Source organism: Micromonospora halophytica (assembly GCF_900090245.1).
Lineage (GTDB): Bacteria > Actinomycetota > Actinomycetes > Mycobacteriales > Micromonosporaceae > Micromonospora > Micromonospora halophytica.
In genome coordinates this window covers 134,058-149,737 of the sequence record NZ_FMDN01000005.1, presented here as the reverse complement: position 1 = coordinate 149,737, position 15,680 = coordinate 134,058, and the positions used below count along the sequence as shown (strand labels likewise).

20 protein-coding genes are annotated in these 15,680 nt (G+C 72.2%); 10 read left to right on the top strand and 10 right to left on the bottom strand.

Translation table 11 applies throughout. From position 1 onward, the window contains the following. Nucleotides 1-46: 46 nt before the first annotated feature. The 4 genes from GA0070560_RS09850 to GA0070560_RS09835 all read right to left on the bottom strand — a co-directional run bounded on the left by GA0070560_RS09850 (nt 47) and on the right by GA0070560_RS09835 (nt 3,586). Nucleotides 47-676, bottom strand: coding sequence for a DsbA family oxidoreductase (locus tag GA0070560_RS09850; RefSeq protein ID WP_091294027.1), 630 nt, complete (start codon nt 674-676; stop codon nt 47-49). 20 nt (nt 677-696) lie between these two features. Next, on the bottom strand, nt 697-1,122 hold the full coding sequence (locus GA0070560_RS09845; RefSeq protein WP_091294025.1) for a SufE family protein: 426 nt from the start codon (nt 1,120-1,122) through the stop codon (nt 697-699). 219 nt (nt 1,123-1,341) lie between these two features. Next, nucleotides 1,342-1,761 (bottom strand): CBS domain-containing protein, encoded by a 420-nt coding sequence (locus GA0070560_RS09840; protein ID WP_091294023.1) that lies wholly within the window; start codon nt 1,759-1,761, stop codon nt 1,342-1,344. Between the two features lie 55 nt (nt 1,762-1,816). After that, on the bottom strand, nt 1,817-3,586 hold the full coding sequence (locus tag GA0070560_RS09835) for a proline--tRNA ligase (RefSeq protein ID WP_091294020.1): 1,770 nt from the start codon (nt 3,584-3,586) through the stop codon (nt 1,817-1,819). Nucleotides 3,587-3,809: 223 nt separating this feature from the next. Here GA0070560_RS09835 and GA0070560_RS28110 point away from each other — a divergent pair, with 223 nt between their 5' ends. Further along, on the top strand, nt 3,810-4,928 hold the full coding sequence (locus tag GA0070560_RS28110) for a TolB-like translocation protein (protein WP_139131469.1): 1,119 nt from the start codon (nt 3,810-3,812) through the stop codon (nt 4,926-4,928). 198 nt (nt 4,929-5,126) lie between these two features. Here the strand turns inward: GA0070560_RS28110 and GA0070560_RS09825 are convergent, their stop codons facing one another. Next, nucleotides 5,127-5,744 (bottom strand): CGNR zinc finger domain-containing protein, encoded by a 618-nt coding sequence (locus tag GA0070560_RS09825; RefSeq protein WP_091294018.1) that lies wholly within the window; start codon nt 5,742-5,744, stop codon nt 5,127-5,129. 87 nt (nt 5,745-5,831) lie between these two features. Between GA0070560_RS09825 and GA0070560_RS09820 the strand changes: the two genes are divergently transcribed. After that, the gene (locus GA0070560_RS09820) at nt 5,832-6,623 is read left to right on the top strand and encodes an MBL fold metallo-hydrolase (RefSeq protein ID WP_091294015.1); all 792 of its coding nucleotides are present in this window, start codon (nt 5,832-5,834) and stop codon (nt 6,621-6,623) included. 108 nt (nt 6,624-6,731) lie between these two features. Here the strand turns inward: GA0070560_RS09820 and GA0070560_RS28105 are convergent, their stop codons facing one another. Beyond that, nucleotides 6,732-6,824, bottom strand: coding sequence for a DUF397 domain-containing protein (locus GA0070560_RS28105; protein ID WP_139131468.1), 93 nt, complete (start codon nt 6,822-6,824; stop codon nt 6,732-6,734). A 69-nt stretch (nt 6,825-6,893) separates the two neighbouring features. Here GA0070560_RS28105 and GA0070560_RS09815 point away from each other — a divergent pair, with 69 nt between their 5' ends. Beyond that, the gene (locus GA0070560_RS09815; RefSeq protein ID WP_170839339.1) at nt 6,894-7,106 is read left to right on the top strand and encodes a hypothetical protein; all 213 of its coding nucleotides are present in this window, start codon (nt 6,894-6,896) and stop codon (nt 7,104-7,106) included. Between the two features lie 60 nt (nt 7,107-7,166). Here GA0070560_RS09815 and GA0070560_RS09810 read toward each other — a convergent pair whose 3' ends face one another. Both GA0070560_RS09810 and GA0070560_RS09805 read right to left on the bottom strand, forming a co-directional pair. Then, a complete protein-coding gene (locus GA0070560_RS09810; RefSeq protein ID WP_091294011.1) occupies nt 7,167-7,349 on the bottom strand; it encodes a DUF397 domain-containing protein in 183 nt (60 codons plus the stop codon). Beyond that, a complete protein-coding gene (locus GA0070560_RS09805; RefSeq protein WP_091294008.1) occupies nt 7,340-8,143 on the bottom strand; it encodes a helix-turn-helix domain-containing protein in 804 nt (267 codons plus the stop codon). The genes GA0070560_RS09810 and GA0070560_RS09805 overlap by 10 nt, the downstream gene beginning before the upstream one ends. A gap of 213 nt (nt 8,144-8,356) precedes the next feature. Between GA0070560_RS09805 and GA0070560_RS09800 the strand changes: the two genes are divergently transcribed. The 5 genes from GA0070560_RS09800 to GA0070560_RS09780 all read left to right on the top strand — a co-directional run bounded on the left by GA0070560_RS09800 (nt 8,357) and on the right by GA0070560_RS09780 (nt 11,157). After that, nucleotides 8,357-8,548 carry a hypothetical protein gene (locus GA0070560_RS09800; RefSeq protein ID WP_091294005.1) on the top strand — a complete coding sequence of 64 codons (192 nt, stop codon included), beginning with the start codon at nt 8,357-8,359 and terminating at the stop codon, nt 8,546-8,548. Beyond that, complete coding sequence (locus GA0070560_RS09795; protein WP_091294453.1) at nt 8,545-8,868, top strand: hypothetical protein; 324 nt, start codon at nt 8,545-8,547, stop codon at nt 8,866-8,868. The genes GA0070560_RS09800 and GA0070560_RS09795 overlap by 4 nt, the downstream gene beginning before the upstream one ends. A gap of 89 nt (nt 8,869-8,957) precedes the next feature. Continuing rightward, a complete protein-coding gene (locus GA0070560_RS09790; RefSeq protein ID WP_091294003.1) occupies nt 8,958-9,725 on the top strand; it encodes an SGNH/GDSL hydrolase family protein in 768 nt (255 codons plus the stop codon). Nucleotide 9,726: 1 nt separating this feature from the next. Beyond that, nucleotides 9,727-10,173 carry an imidazolonepropionase-like domain-containing protein gene (locus GA0070560_RS09785; protein WP_091294000.1) on the top strand — a complete coding sequence of 149 codons (447 nt, stop codon included), beginning with the start codon at nt 9,727-9,729 and terminating at the stop codon, nt 10,171-10,173. Between the two features lie 81 nt (nt 10,174-10,254). Further along, a complete protein-coding gene (locus tag GA0070560_RS09780; protein WP_091293998.1) occupies nt 10,255-11,157 on the top strand; it encodes a sulfurtransferase in 903 nt (300 codons plus the stop codon). Nucleotides 11,158-11,265: 108 nt separating this feature from the next. Here GA0070560_RS09780 and GA0070560_RS09775 read toward each other — a convergent pair whose 3' ends face one another. Both GA0070560_RS09775 and GA0070560_RS09770 read right to left on the bottom strand, forming a co-directional pair. Beyond that, nucleotides 11,266-12,501 carry a S8 family peptidase gene (locus GA0070560_RS09775; RefSeq protein ID WP_091293996.1) on the bottom strand — a complete coding sequence of 412 codons (1,236 nt, stop codon included), beginning with the start codon at nt 12,499-12,501 and terminating at the stop codon, nt 11,266-11,268. Nucleotides 12,502-12,571: 70 nt separating this feature from the next. Continuing rightward, nucleotides 12,572-13,807 carry a S8 family peptidase gene (locus tag GA0070560_RS09770; RefSeq protein WP_091293993.1) on the bottom strand — a complete coding sequence of 412 codons (1,236 nt, stop codon included), beginning with the start codon at nt 13,805-13,807 and terminating at the stop codon, nt 12,572-12,574. Between the two features lie 297 nt (nt 13,808-14,104). Between GA0070560_RS09770 and GA0070560_RS09765 the strand changes: the two genes are divergently transcribed. Beyond that, nucleotides 14,105-14,677 (top strand): VanZ family protein, encoded by a 573-nt coding sequence (locus tag GA0070560_RS09765; RefSeq protein WP_091293990.1) that lies wholly within the window; start codon nt 14,105-14,107, stop codon nt 14,675-14,677. Nucleotides 14,678-14,832: 155 nt separating this feature from the next. Next, nucleotides 14,833-15,459, top strand: coding sequence for a TetR/AcrR family transcriptional regulator (locus tag GA0070560_RS09760; RefSeq protein ID WP_091293988.1), 627 nt, complete (start codon nt 14,833-14,835; stop codon nt 15,457-15,459). Nucleotides 15,460-15,680: the final 221 nt, after the last annotated feature.

Genomic DNA, 15,680 nt, shown 5'->3' with positions numbered 1-15,680 from the left:
CGTTTCATGTGAAACAGTCCCGACATCGGTCCTTACCGCCAGGGGGTCAGGCCGCCTCGCGGCGGTCCGCCTCCTGAAGCGCGGCGAGCAGCGTCTCCGGTTCCTGCGCGCCGGTCACCGCGTACCTGCCGGCCAGCACGAAGGTCGGCACGCTGCGCACGCCGAGCTGGTGGGCGGTGGCCAGGTCGGCGGCGACCTCACGTCGGCCGAGGTTCGACTCCAGGTGCTCCCGGGTCTCGGTCTCGTCGAGGCCGACGGAGACGGCGAGCGCGACCAGGGTGTCCCGCGAGCCGACGTCCACGCCATCGGTGAAGTGCGCCCGGTAGAGCGCCTCGACGACCTCCCCGGACCGGCCGCGCTCGGTGGCGAACCGGACCAGGCGGTGCGCCTCGAACGTGTTGGCCTGCACCGCACGGTCGAAGCGCATCTCCAGCCCCACACCGGCCGCGACCTGCGTCACCTGGGCGGCCATCGCCTCGGCACGCTCCCGACCGCCGAACTTGTCGGCCAGCGCGTCGACCAGCGGACGCGGCTCGCTGACCGGCGTCGGGTCGAGCTGGAACGGCCGGTACGTGACGGTCACGTCTCCGTCGTACGACGCAAGCGCCTGCTCCAGCCGGCGCTTGCCGATCCAGCACCAGGGGCAGACCACGTCGGCGTAGATCTCGATCTCCATGATCGAGGTGAACGCCCAGCTCAGGACGCTTGTTCCCGAACCTGGCGCTTGAGTCGGGCGAGGATCGCGGTGCCACCGCGTACGCGCAGCGGGCTGATCGCCTGGGCCAGCCCCATCCGCTGGTAGAGGTCGTCCGGCACGGCCAGCACCTCGTCGGCGCTCGCCCCGGTCAGCCCTTCGGCGAGGATGCCGGCGAAGGCGCGGGTGGTCGGCGCCTCCGGTGGGCAGTCGAAGACGGTGCTCACCGTGCGGTCCGGCTCGACGGTCGCGCGGAGGAAGAAGGCGGTCTGGCATTCGGGGACCTGCTCCAGGTCCTCCCGGTCCGTGCCGGCCGGCAGTGGCGGGATGACGTCGGCGTACTCGAGCAGCAGCTCGAGTACCAGGTCCTTCGGCGCGGCGGCGAACTCCTCGACGATCTCGGCCAGCTTCGTCGGCATCTCGGGCATCCCGCCAGGCTACCGCCGTCCGCGCCGACCACCGACCCGGTCCGTCCCGCCACCGACCGCGACGCCGGCCGGCACGCCGGCAAGTCGGCCCACCACCGACGGGACGCCGGCCGGCCACCGGGCCCGGAGTACGCGGACGAGTCGGCCCGGCATCCCACCGAGGAGGGGTGCCGGGCCGTTGTCGTGGTCCCCGCCGGATCGGCGGGGGCGGCGCAGGTCTCAGGCGCTCGGGGACGCCTCGCTGATGTCGGCGAGGGCCGAGGTGGGATCGAGCTGCATGGCCAGGTCGCCCAGGGAGACGATGCCGACCAGCTTGCGGTCGTTGTCGCAGACCAGCACCCGCCGGATGTTGCGTTCACGCATCAGCGAGGCGGCCTCGGCGGCGGTGCAGTGCTGCTCGATCATCACCACCTCGCGGGTGATGATCGAGCCGATGGTGGTGGTGCCCGGGTCGCTCCGCTCGGCCACCGCGCGTACCACGATGTCGCGGTCGGTCAGCATGCCCGCGAGGGTGGCGCCGTCGGTGACCACCACGTCGCCGATGTCCGCCTCCTTCATCACCCGGGCCGCCTCGTCCAGGGGCGTCTCCGCCGGCAGGTAGACCACCTGTTTCGTCATCACGTCGCTGACCCGGTACATGAGAGCCTCCACAACACCTCGGTCGATCCTGCTGCGGTACCCCGCGCTGCGATTGCTACACCCCGTCGTACAGCGCTGCGCGTACCTGCTCCAGCAGTCGTTCGGTCAACCCGTCGAGCGGCAGTTCGACGCGCTCGTCGGTGGCCCGGTCGCGCAGTTCGACGTACCCGTCGGCGAGCCGGCGGCCGACCACGACGGCGCGCGGGATGCCGATCAGCTCGGCGTCAGTGAACTTCACCCCGGCGGAGACGTTGACCCGGTCGTCGACCAGCACCCGCAGGCCCGCGTCGGCCAGGCGTCCGCCCAGGTCGAGCGCCGCGTCGAGCTGCGGCCCCTTCCCGGCGGCGATCAGGTGTACGTCGCACGGCGCGACCGCCGCCGGCCACACCAGACCCCGCTCGTCGTGGTGCTGTTCGGCGATCGCGGCGACCGCCCGGGAGACCCCGATGCCGTAGCAGCCCATGGTGGGCCGGACCGGCTTGCCCTGCGCGCCGAGCACGTCGAGCGCGAAGGCGTCGGTGAACCGGCGGCCGAGCTGGAAGATGTGCCCGACCTCGATGCCCCGCCGCATGGTCAGCTTGCCGTCGGCGCAGGCCGGGCAGGGGTCGCCGGGGCGTACCTCGGCCGCCTCGATCGTGCCGTCCGGGGTGAAGTCCCGGCCGCAGACCACGTTCGTGGCGTGCCGGCCCGGCTCGTTCGCCCCGGTCAGCCAGGCGGTGCCGGGGACCACCCGCGGATCGACCAGGTAGCGGACGCCGAGCTTGCCGAGCAGCTGCGGACCGAGGTAGCCGCGGACCAGTTCCGGGTGGGCGTCCCAGTCGTCGAAGACCGCCACGGCGGCCGGGTGCAGCGTCGCCCCGATCCGCTTGAGGTCCACCTCCCGGTCGCCCGGCAACCCGACCACCAGCAGCTCGGCCGTCTCCGCGCCCGGCCGGCGTACGGTCAGCACCACGTTCTTCAGGGTGTCGGTGGCGGCCCAGTCGTCCCGGCCGGCGAGGCGGCGCGTGTTGGCCAGCTCGACCAGGGAGGCGATGGTCGGCGTCTCCGGGGTGTCGTGCACCTCGGAGAACGGACGCGCATCCGGGTCGGTGGCGGCCGGCGCGCGGGTGGTCACCGCTTCGGTGTTCGCCGCGTAGTCGCAGGTGGTGCAGCCGACGAAGGTGTCCTCGCCGACCGGCGTGGCGGCCAGGAACTCCTCCGACGCCGAGCCGCCCATCGCCCCGGACATCGCCCGCACCGTCGTGTAGTCCAGCCTCAACCGGTCGAAGACCCGCTGGTACGCCGCCCGGTGCCGGTCGTACGAGGCCTGCAGACCCGCCTCGTCCAGGTCGAACGAGTAGGCGTCCTTCATCAGGAACTCACGCCCGCGCAGCAGCCCGGCCCGGGGGCGGGCCTCGTCGCGGAACTTCGTCTGGATCTGGAACAGCGTCACCGGGAAGTCCCGGTACGACGAGAAGAGGTCCTTCACCAGCAGGGTGGCCATCTCCTCGTGGGTCGGGGCGAGCAGGTGCTCCGCACCCTTGCGGTCGGCGAGGGTGAAGATGTCGTCGCCGTACTCCGCCCACCGGCCGCTGGTCCGGTACGGCTCCGCCGGCAGCAGCGCCGGGAAGTGCACCTCCTGGTCACCGATGGCGGTCATCTCCCGCCGGACGATCTCGGTCACCCGGTCCAGCACCAGCTTGCCCAGCGGCAGCCAGGTGTACCCGCCCGGTGCGGCGCGACGGATGTAGCCGGCTCGGACGAGGAGCCGGTGGCTCGGCACCTCCGCGTCCGCCGGGTCCTCCCGCAGGGTCCGCAGCAGCGCAGTCGACGTACGAAGCAACATCCGCGCAGCGTACGACCATTGTGGCCGGGCGGACGACCCGTTTCGGCGCACGGCGCGCCGGGTGGCGTTTCCGCGGCGGCAGCCCGGAGCGACGCCTGACCGGCCCGGACGACGCAGTGCACCTGCTCCGCCGATGCAGGACAGTGGCAGTCGTCGACGGCAACCTCCCGGCCGCCGAACCCGTCAAGGGGGTGACGAGCACGTCCGACCCCGGGGGCGACACATGACCATCGACCTGGCCGACCACACCGACCGCGCCACCCGGCCCCGGCGGGGCCGGCAGGCGATGACGGGCACGGTCGCGCTGCTGGTGCTCGCCGTCGGCCTGTCCGACCTGTCCGGGGTACGCCGACCCGCCGCCACCTCGACCGCCGGCGTGGGCACGGTGCCCGCGAGCAGCCCCGCCCCACCCCCGCCGGCCCTCGCCCCGCCCGTTCCCTCCACGGCCCCGCTCCGGGCGACCGCGTCGGCCGTCACCCCGGTCGGACCACCGGGGGCGCTCGGCCGGCTCTTCTACGCACCCGGTGGGCCGGTCGCCGGCCGGGAGCGGTTCAGGTTGCGGTCGTGGCGGCCCGGGGAGCGTCCCCGAATCCTGGCCGCGCTGCCGCCGGTCGCCGCGCTCGCCAACGTCAGCGTCTCCCCGGACGGCCGCCGGGTGGCCTGGGTGGACCCCGTGCGGGCGGCCACCCTCTACGTCGCGGACGTGGACGGCTCACGCAGGCGGGCGCTGGCCCGACACGTGGACGCGTACTGCGTGACCCCGACCTGGGCGCCCGACTCCCGGCGGCTGCTGTTCCGGGAGGCCGACCCGCTGGGCAACCCCGGCCGGTACGGGGTGCTGGACACCGTCGGGCGCGGTGCGTCGGTGACCTGGTGGGACGTCGAGCCGCAGGGCTGCCACGCGCTCTGGTCCGCCGACGGCCGGACGGTTGCCATGAACAGCGCCACCGGGGTGACGTTGTACTCGGCCGACGGTCGCCGCCCGCGTCCGGTGCCGCACCTGTCAGGGCCCTCTCCTTGGCGCAGCGCGCATGTTGCCAGCCTTTCCCCGGACGGCTCCCGGATCGCGCTGACCCGGACCCGGCCGGATGAGCAGACGGGCGATGTCGGCCGGATGCTCACGGCCAATGCGGTGCTCCGGACGCGGGACGGGCGGGAGGTGGCGCTGCCGACGGGTGGTCGCGAGCTGCGGCAGGTGTTCTTCCGGGCGGACGGGTCGACGGTGGTGCGGGTACGCGCGGGCGGCGGGCACGCGCTGCTGCTGGTCGGACGGGACGGCCGGAAGGTCAGCGAGGTCGCGGAGCCGGCGGAGCTGCGCGACATGCAGATCCTGTCGGCCTGACCCGAATTCGTTCGACAGAACGACCGCTCAAAACGATCGTCGGCCGCATGCAGGCCAAGCTCTGGGACGCCGACACCGGAGCCGAAGAGGTGATCTTGAAGCTGCGGAAAGTCGGGCTTCCGGTCGGCATCCCGGATGCTGCCTGCTGAAGGTGCTTACGCGGGCATCGGGTTTCCCGCAGAGGGCTGGGGCGGTCCGTCAGCCGGAGGTTCCGCTGCGTCGGGCATAGGCGCGGGCGGCGCGGACGCGGTCGCCGCAGCGGGTGGAGCACCAGTGGCGCCGGCCGTGGGTGCGCAGGAGGAACCGGTCGCAGGGGGCGGAGCCGCAGGCGGCGAGGAGGCCGGCGTCGGGACCGGTGAGCAGGTCGGCGGCGTCGGCGGCCAGGGTCGCGAGCGCATGGTTGACAGCCTGGTCGGTGGGGTGGGCCTGGATGCGGCGCAGTCCCTGGGCACCGTCCCAGGCGAGCAGGGGTGCGGTGGGTACGGAGGTCAGGGCCTCGTTCACCGCGTGCAGGGATTCCTCGGGCGGGGTGGTGCCGTTGACGCACGCGGTGAAGAGGGCTCGCACATGTCCACGAAGGGTGCGCATCCGCTGGGCACACACCTCGTACAGCTGCACGTCCGGGGTGGTCAGGTTGTGTGCGGCGAGCCAGCGCATGGCCGATTCGGGTGCGGCGAGCAGGTCGTAGCCCTGGCCCGCGGGCAGGGTTGCGGTGGTGTCGGCGAAGTCCAGGGAGCGGTACCGGTCGGTACCCGGTGCTGGGGGCAGGGCGGTCTTCGCGATGTCGGTGGCCAGGTTCTCATCCACACCTCTCATGGTAGCGCTTGCTTTTTTCCGTGAGGTGTGCCTACCGTGTGACTCACGGATAGCCAGCAAAGTTTGCGTGAGAAAAGAGAAGATGTCATGTCCCGGCACGACGCCCAGCAGTTCCCGGTCCGCGTCTTCGGCGGCCCGACCGCCCTGTTCGAGTACGGCGGCCTGCGCTTTCTGACCGACCCGACCTTCGACGGCCCCGGCGACTACGCCACCCCCGGTGCCCCGACCCTGACCAAGACCGTCGGCTCCGCCATCGCGCCCACCGAGGTCGGTCCCGTCGATGTGGTGCTGCTGTCGCACGACGAGCACGCCGACAACCTCGACATCTCCGGCCGTGCCCTGCTCGCGGACGTCCCCCTCACCCTCACCACCCCCGGCGGCGGTGAGCGCCTTGGGGAGAAAGCCAAAGGGCTGGCCGACTGGGAGTCGGTCGAGCTGGAGCGTCCGGGCGGCGGCACCGTCACTGTCACCGGCGTGCCCGCCATCCACGGCCCCGGGCCGCGTGAGGAGGTCGAGCCGTTCTCCGGTCAGGTCGTCGGCTTCGTTCTGACGGGCGAGGGTCTGCCGTCGGTCTACGTCAGCGGCGACAACGCCTCGCTGGACGCGGTCAAGGAGATCGCCGAGCACTTCGGCCCGGTGAACACCGCCCTGCTGTTCGCCGGAGCTCCCCGCCTCCCCGGGGTCTTCAACGGCCTACCGGTCGTCCTGGACAGCGCCCAGGCCGCCGAGGCCGCCCAGATCCTCGGTGCCCGTCGCGTCGTCCCTGTCCACCACGACAGCTGGGCCCACTTCACCGAGGACCGCGACGACCTCAAGGCCGCCTTCGCCACCGCCGGCCTGACCGACCGCTTGGACCAGGACTGGCTCAAGAGCGCCTGAGCCCGAGCCCTCGCTGACGAACCGCAACCGCACACCGGTCGGGGCCCATCACGCCCCGGAGCCCCGACCGGTGCGCGCCCACCTTCGCGGCCTCTCACGGCGGGGGGACTACGACACGGTCACCGGCATGTCGGCCACCTCGACGCACTCGCCCTGCCCGCCGCGGGTGGACTTACGCCAGACAGCGAGGGTCGGATTCATGACGTCGTCACTTCCTTGATCAGCACTGATTTTGCGACGATGGTCGTGCAGTCGGCAAGGAGAGCCAAGATGCAACCAGCGTTCCGCTTCCTGCTGATCACCTCTCTGCAAGTTGCTGGGGTGGTCGTCGCCTTCGCTTTCCTCATGACGCTTGTGTTCGAGTCAGGGGAATGGAGGAAGTCGGACTGGGTGACCGACCTGCTGCCCTTGCTGGCGATGATCCTGGTGATCAATGCACTGGTTCAGATCTTCCGGCTACGACGGCGAGCGAGAGGGAGATAGCAGCTCGCCTCGACGGCAGGGCCGCGATGGTCACAGCGGGCCATCGCGTCATCGTCAGGGTCAGTGGCGCTTGGTGTACGCGACGAACGCCCGCCAGGTCTGGGGCGTGAAGGTGAGGACCGGGCCCATGGGGTCCTTGCTGTCGCGTACGCCGACGACGCAGGGCAGGTTGTCGGCCACCTCAACGCACTCGCTGTTGCCGCTACGGGAGGACTTGCGCCAGGTCGCACCGGTCAGGTCCATGAGGTCATCACTTCCTTCATCAGCAGCGTCGACTGCCGTTGCGGTAGAGCCTCGCTGCGGACACTCTCCCATCGGGCGATCAGAGTAGCGACGTCCTGGTCCTTGTCGATCGTGGAGCCACCGAGCTGGTTTTCCAGGTAGCCGACCCATCCGCCGTCGTTGCCCCGTGCGAGGGTGAACGGACCGGCGAGTCCGACGTGCGTGCTGACCTCGGACGGAATGACGTGGACGCTGACGTGCGGACGCTCGGTGCGCTCGATGAGGTACACGAGTTGCTGGGCCATCACGCCCCGGAACTCCTCGCCGGCACGGCGGAGGACGGCTTCTTCGATCACCGCGACGAGCTTGGGAGGCTGAGGTCGGTCGAGGACTGCCTGTCGATCAAGCCGGATGGCGACCCGCTTGTCCACCTCCTCGTCGCTGAGCATGTCGTCGCCTCGGATGACCGTGCGGGCGTAGTTCTCTGTCTGTAGCAGGCCGGGAACGAGTGTCGGGTGGTAGCACCAGAGCTGCTGAGCGTTGCGCTCGGCCTCCAGCCACGGCCGGAACCAGCTCGGCTGCCCGTCCCGTTCCGCCAGCTTGAGCAGCGACGTCAGCAGCCCGCCCGTCCCCAGCACCTCGTCGGCCCGCCTGAGGAAGAACCGGTCGAGCGGCCGTTGCCCCAGCTCGACCGCCGACACCTGGGAGCCGGAGAAGTGCACCAGCTTCCCGAACTCCTCCTGACTCAACTCGGCGTTCGTCCGCAGCCGCCGGAGCTGCGCGCGGATCAACTCCGCGGTCGGCTCACCTTCCACCCGTCCTCCACGTTTTTCCTGGTGTCTCCCCGGCGTCGCCGCACGGCTGCCACGGCTGACCGGGCCCTGCCCTGAGCGGCGTCTATGCCTTCCGACAGTAGTGCCGTCCTCAGCAGACTGTCACGCAGCGACCACGCAACGGTCGCGGTGGGGCCGCCCGCGAATCCCCCCGGTGCAGGGGCGGCCCCTTCCCACGTCTGGAGGAGGTCGACGATGCGCAACCCGCTCCGCTGGTTCCGGTGCCGGACGGCGGTCCCACCACCACCGCTGCCGCAGCGGGTGAGGGGCACCCACCTGCCCGACTGGATGCGTGAGCCGACCCGGATCCTGCCGACGATGCGGCCGGGCAGTCCGGGCCGGCTGACCCGGGCGCAGGAGTGGCGCGCGAACGGGGGCCGCTGGTGAGCCTGCCGGTGCCCCGCCTCGGCCCGTACCCCGACCGGCCTCGCGCCTACCCGCCGGGGCAGCGACCGCACCTGCCGATCCGGCCGCTGTGGGTGTGCCGGGCCTGCGGGTCCCCATGGCCGTGCGCCGAGGCCCGGCTGCTGTTGAGAGTCGAGTACGACGACAAGCCCGTCGACCTGGCCGTCTACCTGTCCGGGCTGTACCACGAGGCGTGCCACGACCTGTTCCGGCTCAACCCGTACGACGGCCCGACCCCGCGTGAGTTGTTCGAGCGGTTCGTGGGCTGGGGTCCGTACCGGAGATCGATCGTCGATCGATGACCTCCGCCACGTTCGCCCGCCGGGTGGCAGCGCGCGGCACCCGGCCGGTGACAGACTGGTCGCCGCAGGCAACGACTGAGGGAGGCGGCGTGCGCTGGCGCAGCTTCGTGGCGGTGGGGGACAGCTTCACCGAGGGCATGGACGACGCGTACCCGGACGGCACCTACCGTGGGTGGGCCGACCTGGTCGCGACCCGGCTGGCCGCCGACGCCGGCCCCGCCTTCGGGTACGCCAACCTGGCGATCCGGGGTCGCCTCTTCCCCGCCGTGGTGGCCGAGCAGGTGCCCGCCGCCCTGGCCATGCAGCCCGACCTGATCAGCTTCGCGGCCGGCGGCAACGACGTGCTGCGCCGCAACTTCGACCCGAACGCCCTGGTCAGCCGCTTCGACGAGGTGGTCGGTGAGCTGCGCTCCGGCGGTGCCGACGTGATCCTGTTCCGGTTCGCCGACGTGATGGCCCGGCTGCCCGGCCAACGCCTGGTCGCCCCGCGCATCGAACTGCTCAACCGGGCCGTCGGCGAGACCGCCGAGCGGCACGGCGCGATCCTGGTCGACCTGTACGCCGACGACACCTTCCTCAACCCGATGCTCTGGAGCACCGACCGGCTGCACCTGTCGGCCACCGGTCACCGGCGGGTCGCCGCCCAGGTGCTGAATGCGCTCGGCGTCGGCTGCGACGAGGAGTGGCTGCTGGTCCCCGAGAACCCGGCCCCGACGCCGTGGCTCGCCGCCCGCGCCGCCGACCTGCGCTGGGCCGGCCGGCACCTCGCCCCGTGGGTCAAGCGGCGGCTGACCGGCCGCTCGTCCGGCGACTCGGTCACCGCGAAGCGCCCGCTGCTCAGCCCGATCACCGACTGACATGCGGACCATCCACGCGGCCACCCTGGTCAGGAGGGCTCCTGGCGACGATCCGGCGCCCGGCCTGGCTGTCCTCGTCACCGGCGACCGGATCGAGCAGATCGCGCCGCTGGACGAGTTGACGGAGGCGTACCCACAGGTGCGGGTCCGGCGGTGGGCCGGCACCCTCGGGCCGGCGCTGGTGCACGACGGGCCGTTGCCGCCCGCGCCCAGCCCGCGCGAGCGGGTGCACGCCCTGTTCCGGGCCGGTGTCGGCGCGGTGGCCGCCGCTCATCTGGCCGACCCGGAGCTGCGGGCCGCCGCCGCCCGCAACGACGTCGTCGTGCTCGACACCGCGCGTCCACCGACGTTGGCCGCCGGCGGGCGCGCGGACCTGGCCGTCTTCGCCGAGGACGGGTCCTGCCTGGCCACGGTGGTCGCCGGCCGGTTGGTGCACCGCCGGGCCTGACCGGCTCGTTTGTGGCCGGGGTTTCGCCGCTTGCGCCCGATCCCCGGTGACCGGCCGCCGATCCGGCGTACCTTGGGGATCATGCCGGTGCCGAGCGATCCGAATCCCCGCCTGAAGTCGTACGCCGACCCGCAGCGCCTGGTCACCACCGAGTGGCTGGCCGAGCACCTGGGCGACGAGGGTCTCGTCGTGGTGGAGTCCGACGAGGACGTGCTGCTCTACGACACCGGCCACATCCCGGGCGCCGTCAAGGTCGACTGGCACACCGAGCTGAACGACCAGGTCACCCGGGACTACCTCGACGCGGCCAGCTTCGCCGAGCTGTGCGCCGCGAAGGGCATCGGCCGGCACGACACGGTCGTCTTCTACGGCGACAACTTCAACTGGTGGGCCGCGTACGCCCTGTGGGTCTTCTCCCTCTTCGGCCACGTCGACGTGCGGCTGCTCGACGGCGGCCGGCAGAAGTGGGTCGCCGAGGGGCGCGAGCTGACCCGGGAGAAGGTGACCCGCCCGCGCGCCGGGTACCCGGTGCCGCAGCGCGACGACGCGCCGATCCGGGCGTACCGGGAGCAGGTGATGGCGCACATCGCCGCCGGTCGGCCGCTGGTCGACGTGCGGTCGCCGGGTGAGTACACCGGGGAGATGCTGCACATGCCGGACTACCCGCAGGAGGGCGCGCTGCGCGGCGGGCACATCCCGGGTGCGGTGAACAAGCCGTGGAAGTCCGCCGCGAACGACGACGGCACCTTCCGGTCCGCCGACGAGTTGCGTGCCATCTACGCCGACCAGCTCGGGCTCAGCCCGTCGGACGACGTGGTGGCGTACTGCCGGATCGGGGAGCGGTCCAGCCACACCTGGTTCGTGCTGCGGCACCTGCTGGGCTACCCGCAGGTGCGTAACTACGACGGCTCGTGGACTGAGTGGGGCAACCTGGTCCGGGCCCCCGTCGTGAAGGGCGACCAGCCGGGCGGGCTCACCGGCTGATCGGGCGGGTGCGGCCGGCTCGGTGCGGCTTTCCGTGGGCGACCCCGGATGAGGCGTCGCCCACGGAGCCCGGCAGGTGCCGGAGGTGCGCCGGGTGCCGGGGCGAGGTCAGGGACCGCAGTAGAGCAGCCGGTTCGGCGTACCCGAGATCACCCCGGTGACCACGTTGAGAGTCGCCCTGCCGATCAGGTGGTTCGCCACCTGGGCCGGAGACCACGTCGGGTTGGCGGAGAGCGTGAGCGCCGCGCAACCGGCCACGTGCGCGGCCGCCATCGAACTGCCGCTGAGGGTGGCGGTTGCGGTGTTGCCGGTGTGCCAGGTGGAGGTGATGCCGGCGCCGGGGGCGTAGAGGTCCAGGCAACTGCCGTAGTTGTTGCTCGTCGACCGGGCGTCGGTGGACGTGGTGCCGGCTGCGGTCAGCGCCGCGGGAACCCGGGCCGGGGAATAGTTGCAGGCGTTGCCGTTCGCGCTGCCCGCCGCCACGGCGTAGGTGACGCCCGAGGCGATCGAGTTGGCCACCGCCGCGTCCAGGGTCGAACTGGCGGAGCCGCCGAGGCCCATCAGCGCCACCGCTGGCCGGATGGCGTTCCGGGTGACCCAGTCCACCCCGGCGATCACGGTGGCGTAGGTGCCGCTGCCGGTGCAGTTGAGCACCCGGACCGGGTGGAGCCGGACCTCCTTGGCCACCCCGTGCGCGGTGCCGCCGACGGTGCCGGCGAGATGCGTGCCGTGGCCGTTGCAGTCGTCCGCCGGGAGTGCGCCGTCGACCAGGTCGACCCCACCGGTCACCCGGAGGCCGAAGTCCAGATGTGTGCCCCGGATCCCGGTGTCGATGACGTACGCGTGCACGTTGTGCGCGGTGTTCGGGTAGGCGTAACGCCTGTCCAGCGGCAGGCGGCGCTGGTCGATCCGGTCCAGGCCCCAGGAGGGCGGGTTGAGCTGCACGCCGGGGCCGATCAGTGGGAGCACCCGGTTCTGCTCCACGTGGGCCACCGCCGGATCAGCGGCGAGGCGGCGGGCGGCCCGTTCGGTCAGTCGTACCTCGAATCCGGTCAGGGCGCTGCCGTAGACGTGGCCGACGGTTCCGCCGTAGCGGGCCCTCAACCGGTCTGCGAGCCGGCTGACCTCGGCAGTGGCGTCGGCGTCCCGGCGGACCCGGTCGTCGTGCAGCACGACGAGGTAGCTGCCCGGCACTGCGTCTGCGGCACCGGCGTGGCGGACGCTGCCCTCGGTGGCGGTTCCGGTGGCGGCGGTGGCCTGGCCGCCGGTGAACAGCGTGGCGGCGGTCAGGGCGGTCGTCAGGGCGAGCGCGAGCGCCCGGCCCCGCACGCGTGATGTCGTCATCTCTTCTCCTCGTCGCAAGGGGCCGGCCCCGGGGCGGTTCGCCTCGGGGCCGGTGACTCGACGGTGCCGGTCAGAACGTGGGCGCCAGGCGGAGCAGCCGGTTCGGCGACCCGGTGCCCGGGTTGGTGATCACGCCGACGGTGGCCTGGTTGATGATGTAGGAGTGCACCTGGGCCGGGCTCCAGGTCGGGTAGACCTCCAGGACCCGTGCGGCTGCGCCCGCCACGTGCGGGGCGGCCATCGAGGTGCCGCTGATCGAGTTGGTGGCGGTGTTGCTGGTGTGCCAGGCCGACAGGACGCCCACGCCCGGGGCGAAGAGGTCGGTGCAGCTACCCCAGTTGGAGAACGAGGCCCGCGCGTCGTTGCTCTGCGACGCGTTGACGGTCAGTGCGGTCGGGACCGAGGCCGGCGAGTAGTTGCAGGCGTTGGCGTTCGAGTTGCCGGAGGCCACTGCGTACGTGACGCCGTCGGCGATGGAGTTGGCGACGGCGGTGTTGAGGGAGCTGTTCTTGCTGCCGCCGAGGCTCATGTTCGCCACCGCCGGCCGGCCGGGCTGGTGGTGCGAGGTCACCCAGTTGATGCCGGCGATGACCTGCGCCCAGGTGCCGCTGCCGGAGCAGTTGAGCACCCGTACGGCGACCAGTCGGACGTCCTTGGCGACACCGTAGGTGTTGCCGCCGACGGTGCCGGCGACGTGGGTGCCGTGACCGTTGCAGTCGGCCGCGGGCAGGGCGCCGTCGACCGCGTCGTAGCCGTCGACGGCCTGGCCGCCGAAGTCGACGTGGCTGGTCCGGATGCCGGTGTCGATGATGTACGCGGTGACGCCGGTGCCGTCGCTGTTCCAGGTGTAGCTCCTGCTCAGCGGCAGGTACGGCTGGTCGATGCGGTCCAGGCCCCACGGCGGGTTGGTCTGGGTGCCCTGGATCGAGACGGTGTGGTTCTGCTCGACGTAGTCGACCGCCGGGTGCGCCGCCAGGCGCTTTGCGGCCTGCGCCGAGAGCTTCACCTCGAAGCCGTTGAGCGCGTCGCCGTAGACGTGACCCACGGTGCCGCCGAACCGCTCGGCCAGGTTGCCGGCGGTGCTTCGGACCGCGGCCTGTCGGGTGCCGGCACGTCCGCCGACCTCGCTGTCCTTCAGTACCACGATGTAGCTGTCGGCTACGGCCGTCGCGCCGCCGGCGCTCCGGATCTCGCCGGTGGCTGCGGCAGCCGTGGCCGGAGCGGCGGCCATGGCGGTGACCATGGCGGCGCTGGCGAGCACGCTGACCGCGGCGAGGGTACGCCGGTGGGTGCGAGGGAGTGTCATCTCCCGGTCCTCCTACTGTGGTGGCCCCTCGGGGTGGCTTTTGGCCCGTCGAGAGGCGCTGGACGTTGGGGAGAATCCTAGCCTTTACATTCATGACAATGAATCTCTTCGATGTGCGCGATGTGAGAACGATATTGACGAACGTCAACCTGAACGGGTTGTAAGGAGTGTTGCCGGTGGGGTAACCTCCCGGCCCGCCGTCGGGTGGGCGGGCGGTGTCGGCCCGCCGGGAAGGTGGTCGATCCTCGCCGGCGGTGACGCGCCTCGCCGCCCCGCCGGTGCCGCTACGCTGCCCCGATGGGGCAGGTGTGGCGGGACTGGGGCGACGTGCTGCTCGCCACGCTGGTCGCGGTGCCGGTGACGGTGCTGCTCACCGTGCTGATGGCCCGCCGCCGGCAAGACGTGTCCACCCGCGACGAGGCGTGGTGGCGCAGCGCCGCCGAGATCGGCATGGTCGCCGGGACGCTGCCCTGGCTCTGGATGATCCTCACCCCTCGCGATGCTCCCGGCGACGTCAACCTCGTCCCGGTGCGCGACCTCGTCGACCTGGTCGAGGCCGGCCCCCCGGCCACCGTCGTGGTCCAGGTCGTCGGCAACCTGCTGGTCTTCGCCGCGCTGGGCTTCCTCGCCCCGGTACGCTCCGCAGCCCTCGCCGGCGTCGGCCGGCTCTTCCTGCTCGGGGCCGCCGGCTCCGTGCTGGTCGAGTCGTTGCAGTACGCGCTCGACCTCGGCCGGGTCACCTCGGTCGACGACGTGCTGCTCAACGCGACCGGCGCGGCCCTGGCCGGGCTGCTGTCCCGGCGCTGGTGGGCGGGACGTCGACCGGCGCCGCAGCCACCGGTCGCAGTCCCCACCACGCCGCGAGCGTGACCAGCCCGAACCGGGGAGGAGACGGTGGCCGGCAGGCGCAGCCGGTAGGCACGGCACCCGGGCCGACGGTGTGGTGCCGGCACGGGCAGAGATGTGAGGCGACCGGTGGGTAACCGAGCCTCCACCACGGTGCGGACGCGGTCTAGGCTTGCCCGGTGGCGGTGGAACAGCAGGCGCGGATCGGGGCGAACGGCGTGGCGGGTACGGGTCGACGGCGGTCCCGCCGGGACGAGATCCTGGAGATCGCGGTCGGCCTCTTCGCCGCGCGCGGCTACCACGGGGTGTCGATGGACGACATCGGTGCCGCGGCGGGGGTGACCGGTCCGGCCCTCTACCACCACTTCGCCGGCAAGGAGGCGATGCTGGTCGCCGCGCTGATCCCGGTCAGCGAAGGGTTGCTCGACGGCGGCCGGGACCGGGCCGTCGGCCGACCGGGCGACCCGCGCGCCGCACTGGAGTCGCTGATCGACTTCCACGTCGAATTTGCCCTGGCCAATCCGGCCGTCATCGCGCTGCACCTGCACGAGTTGGACCGGCTTCCCGACGAGCCGCGCCGCCGTATCCGCCGGCTCCAGCGGCTCTACGTCGAGGAGTGGGTGACGGTGCTGACCGCGCTGCACCCCGATCTGCCCGACGGGGAGGCGCGGGTGCTCGCCCACGCCGCGTTCGGCCTGATGAACTCGACGCCGTTCCTCGGCGGCGAGGTGGACCGCCGTCGCCGCGCCGAGCTGCTCCGCGCCGCCACCCTGACCGCCCTCCTCGCCCCCACCACCCCCGCCTGACCCACCCCCCCGAGCCCTCCCCCAGGAGCCCCCGCCAGCCCTCGTCGATCTTGCACTTGGGGCCGTCGATATGCGTGTCTCGCCCCCTTTTGTCGCGGCCGGAACTGCAAGATCGCGCGCCGGAACGGGGTGGGCGGGGGAGGGGGTTCGGGGTGGGGTGGGGCGGGGTGGTGACTCGTCAGTAACCGGGGGGCCGTGGTTACCTGGCAGCCGTCCCCACC

Coding starts and splice junctions, on each gene's coding strand:
- GA0070560_RS09815 (WP_170839339.1), top strand. CDS start 6,894: ATGCAACCAGCGTTCCGCTTCCTGCTGATCACCTCTCTGCAAGTTGCT.
- GA0070560_RS09785 (WP_091294000.1), top strand. CDS start 9,727: ATGCGGACCATCCACGCGGCCACCCTGGTCAGGAGGGCTCCTGGCGAC.
- GA0070560_RS09845 (WP_091294025.1), bottom strand. CDS start 1,122: ATGCCCGAGATGCCGACGAAGCTGGCCGAGATCGTCGAGGAGTTCGCC.
- GA0070560_RS09840 (WP_091294023.1), bottom strand. CDS start 1,761: ATGTACCGGGTCAGCGACGTGATGACGAAACAGGTGGTCTACCTGCCG.
- GA0070560_RS09850 (WP_091294027.1), bottom strand. CDS start 676: ATGGAGATCGAGATCTACGCCGACGTGGTCTGCCCCTGGTGCTGGATC.
- GA0070560_RS09765 (WP_091293990.1), top strand. CDS start 14,105: ATGGGGCAGGTGTGGCGGGACTGGGGCGACGTGCTGCTCGCCACGCTG.
- GA0070560_RS28105 (WP_139131468.1), bottom strand. CDS start 6,824: ATGAATCCGACCCTCGCTGTCTGGCGTAAGTCCACCCGCGGCGGGCAG.
- GA0070560_RS09775 (WP_091293996.1), bottom strand. CDS start 12,501: ATGACGACATCACGCGTGCGGGGCCGGGCGCTCGCGCTCGCCCTGACG.
- GA0070560_RS09810 (WP_091294011.1), bottom strand. CDS start 7,349: ATGGACCTGACCGGTGCGACCTGGCGCAAGTCCTCCCGTAGCGGCAAC.
- GA0070560_RS09825 (WP_091294018.1), bottom strand. CDS start 5,744: ATGAGAGGTGTGGATGAGAACCTGGCCACCGACATCGCGAAGACCGCC.
- GA0070560_RS09800 (WP_091294005.1), top strand. CDS start 8,357: ATGCGCAACCCGCTCCGCTGGTTCCGGTGCCGGACGGCGGTCCCACCA.
- GA0070560_RS09780 (WP_091293998.1), top strand. CDS start 10,255: ATGCCGGTGCCGAGCGATCCGAATCCCCGCCTGAAGTCGTACGCCGAC.
- GA0070560_RS28110 (WP_139131469.1), top strand. CDS start 3,810: ATGACCATCGACCTGGCCGACCACACCGACCGCGCCACCCGGCCCCGG.
- GA0070560_RS09835 (WP_091294020.1), bottom strand. CDS start 3,586: ATGTTGCTTCGTACGTCGACTGCGCTGCTGCGGACCCTGCGGGAGGAC.
- GA0070560_RS09820 (WP_091294015.1), top strand. CDS start 5,832: ATGTCCCGGCACGACGCCCAGCAGTTCCCGGTCCGCGTCTTCGGCGGC.
- GA0070560_RS09770 (WP_091293993.1), bottom strand. CDS start 13,807: ATGACACTCCCTCGCACCCACCGGCGTACCCTCGCCGCGGTCAGCGTG.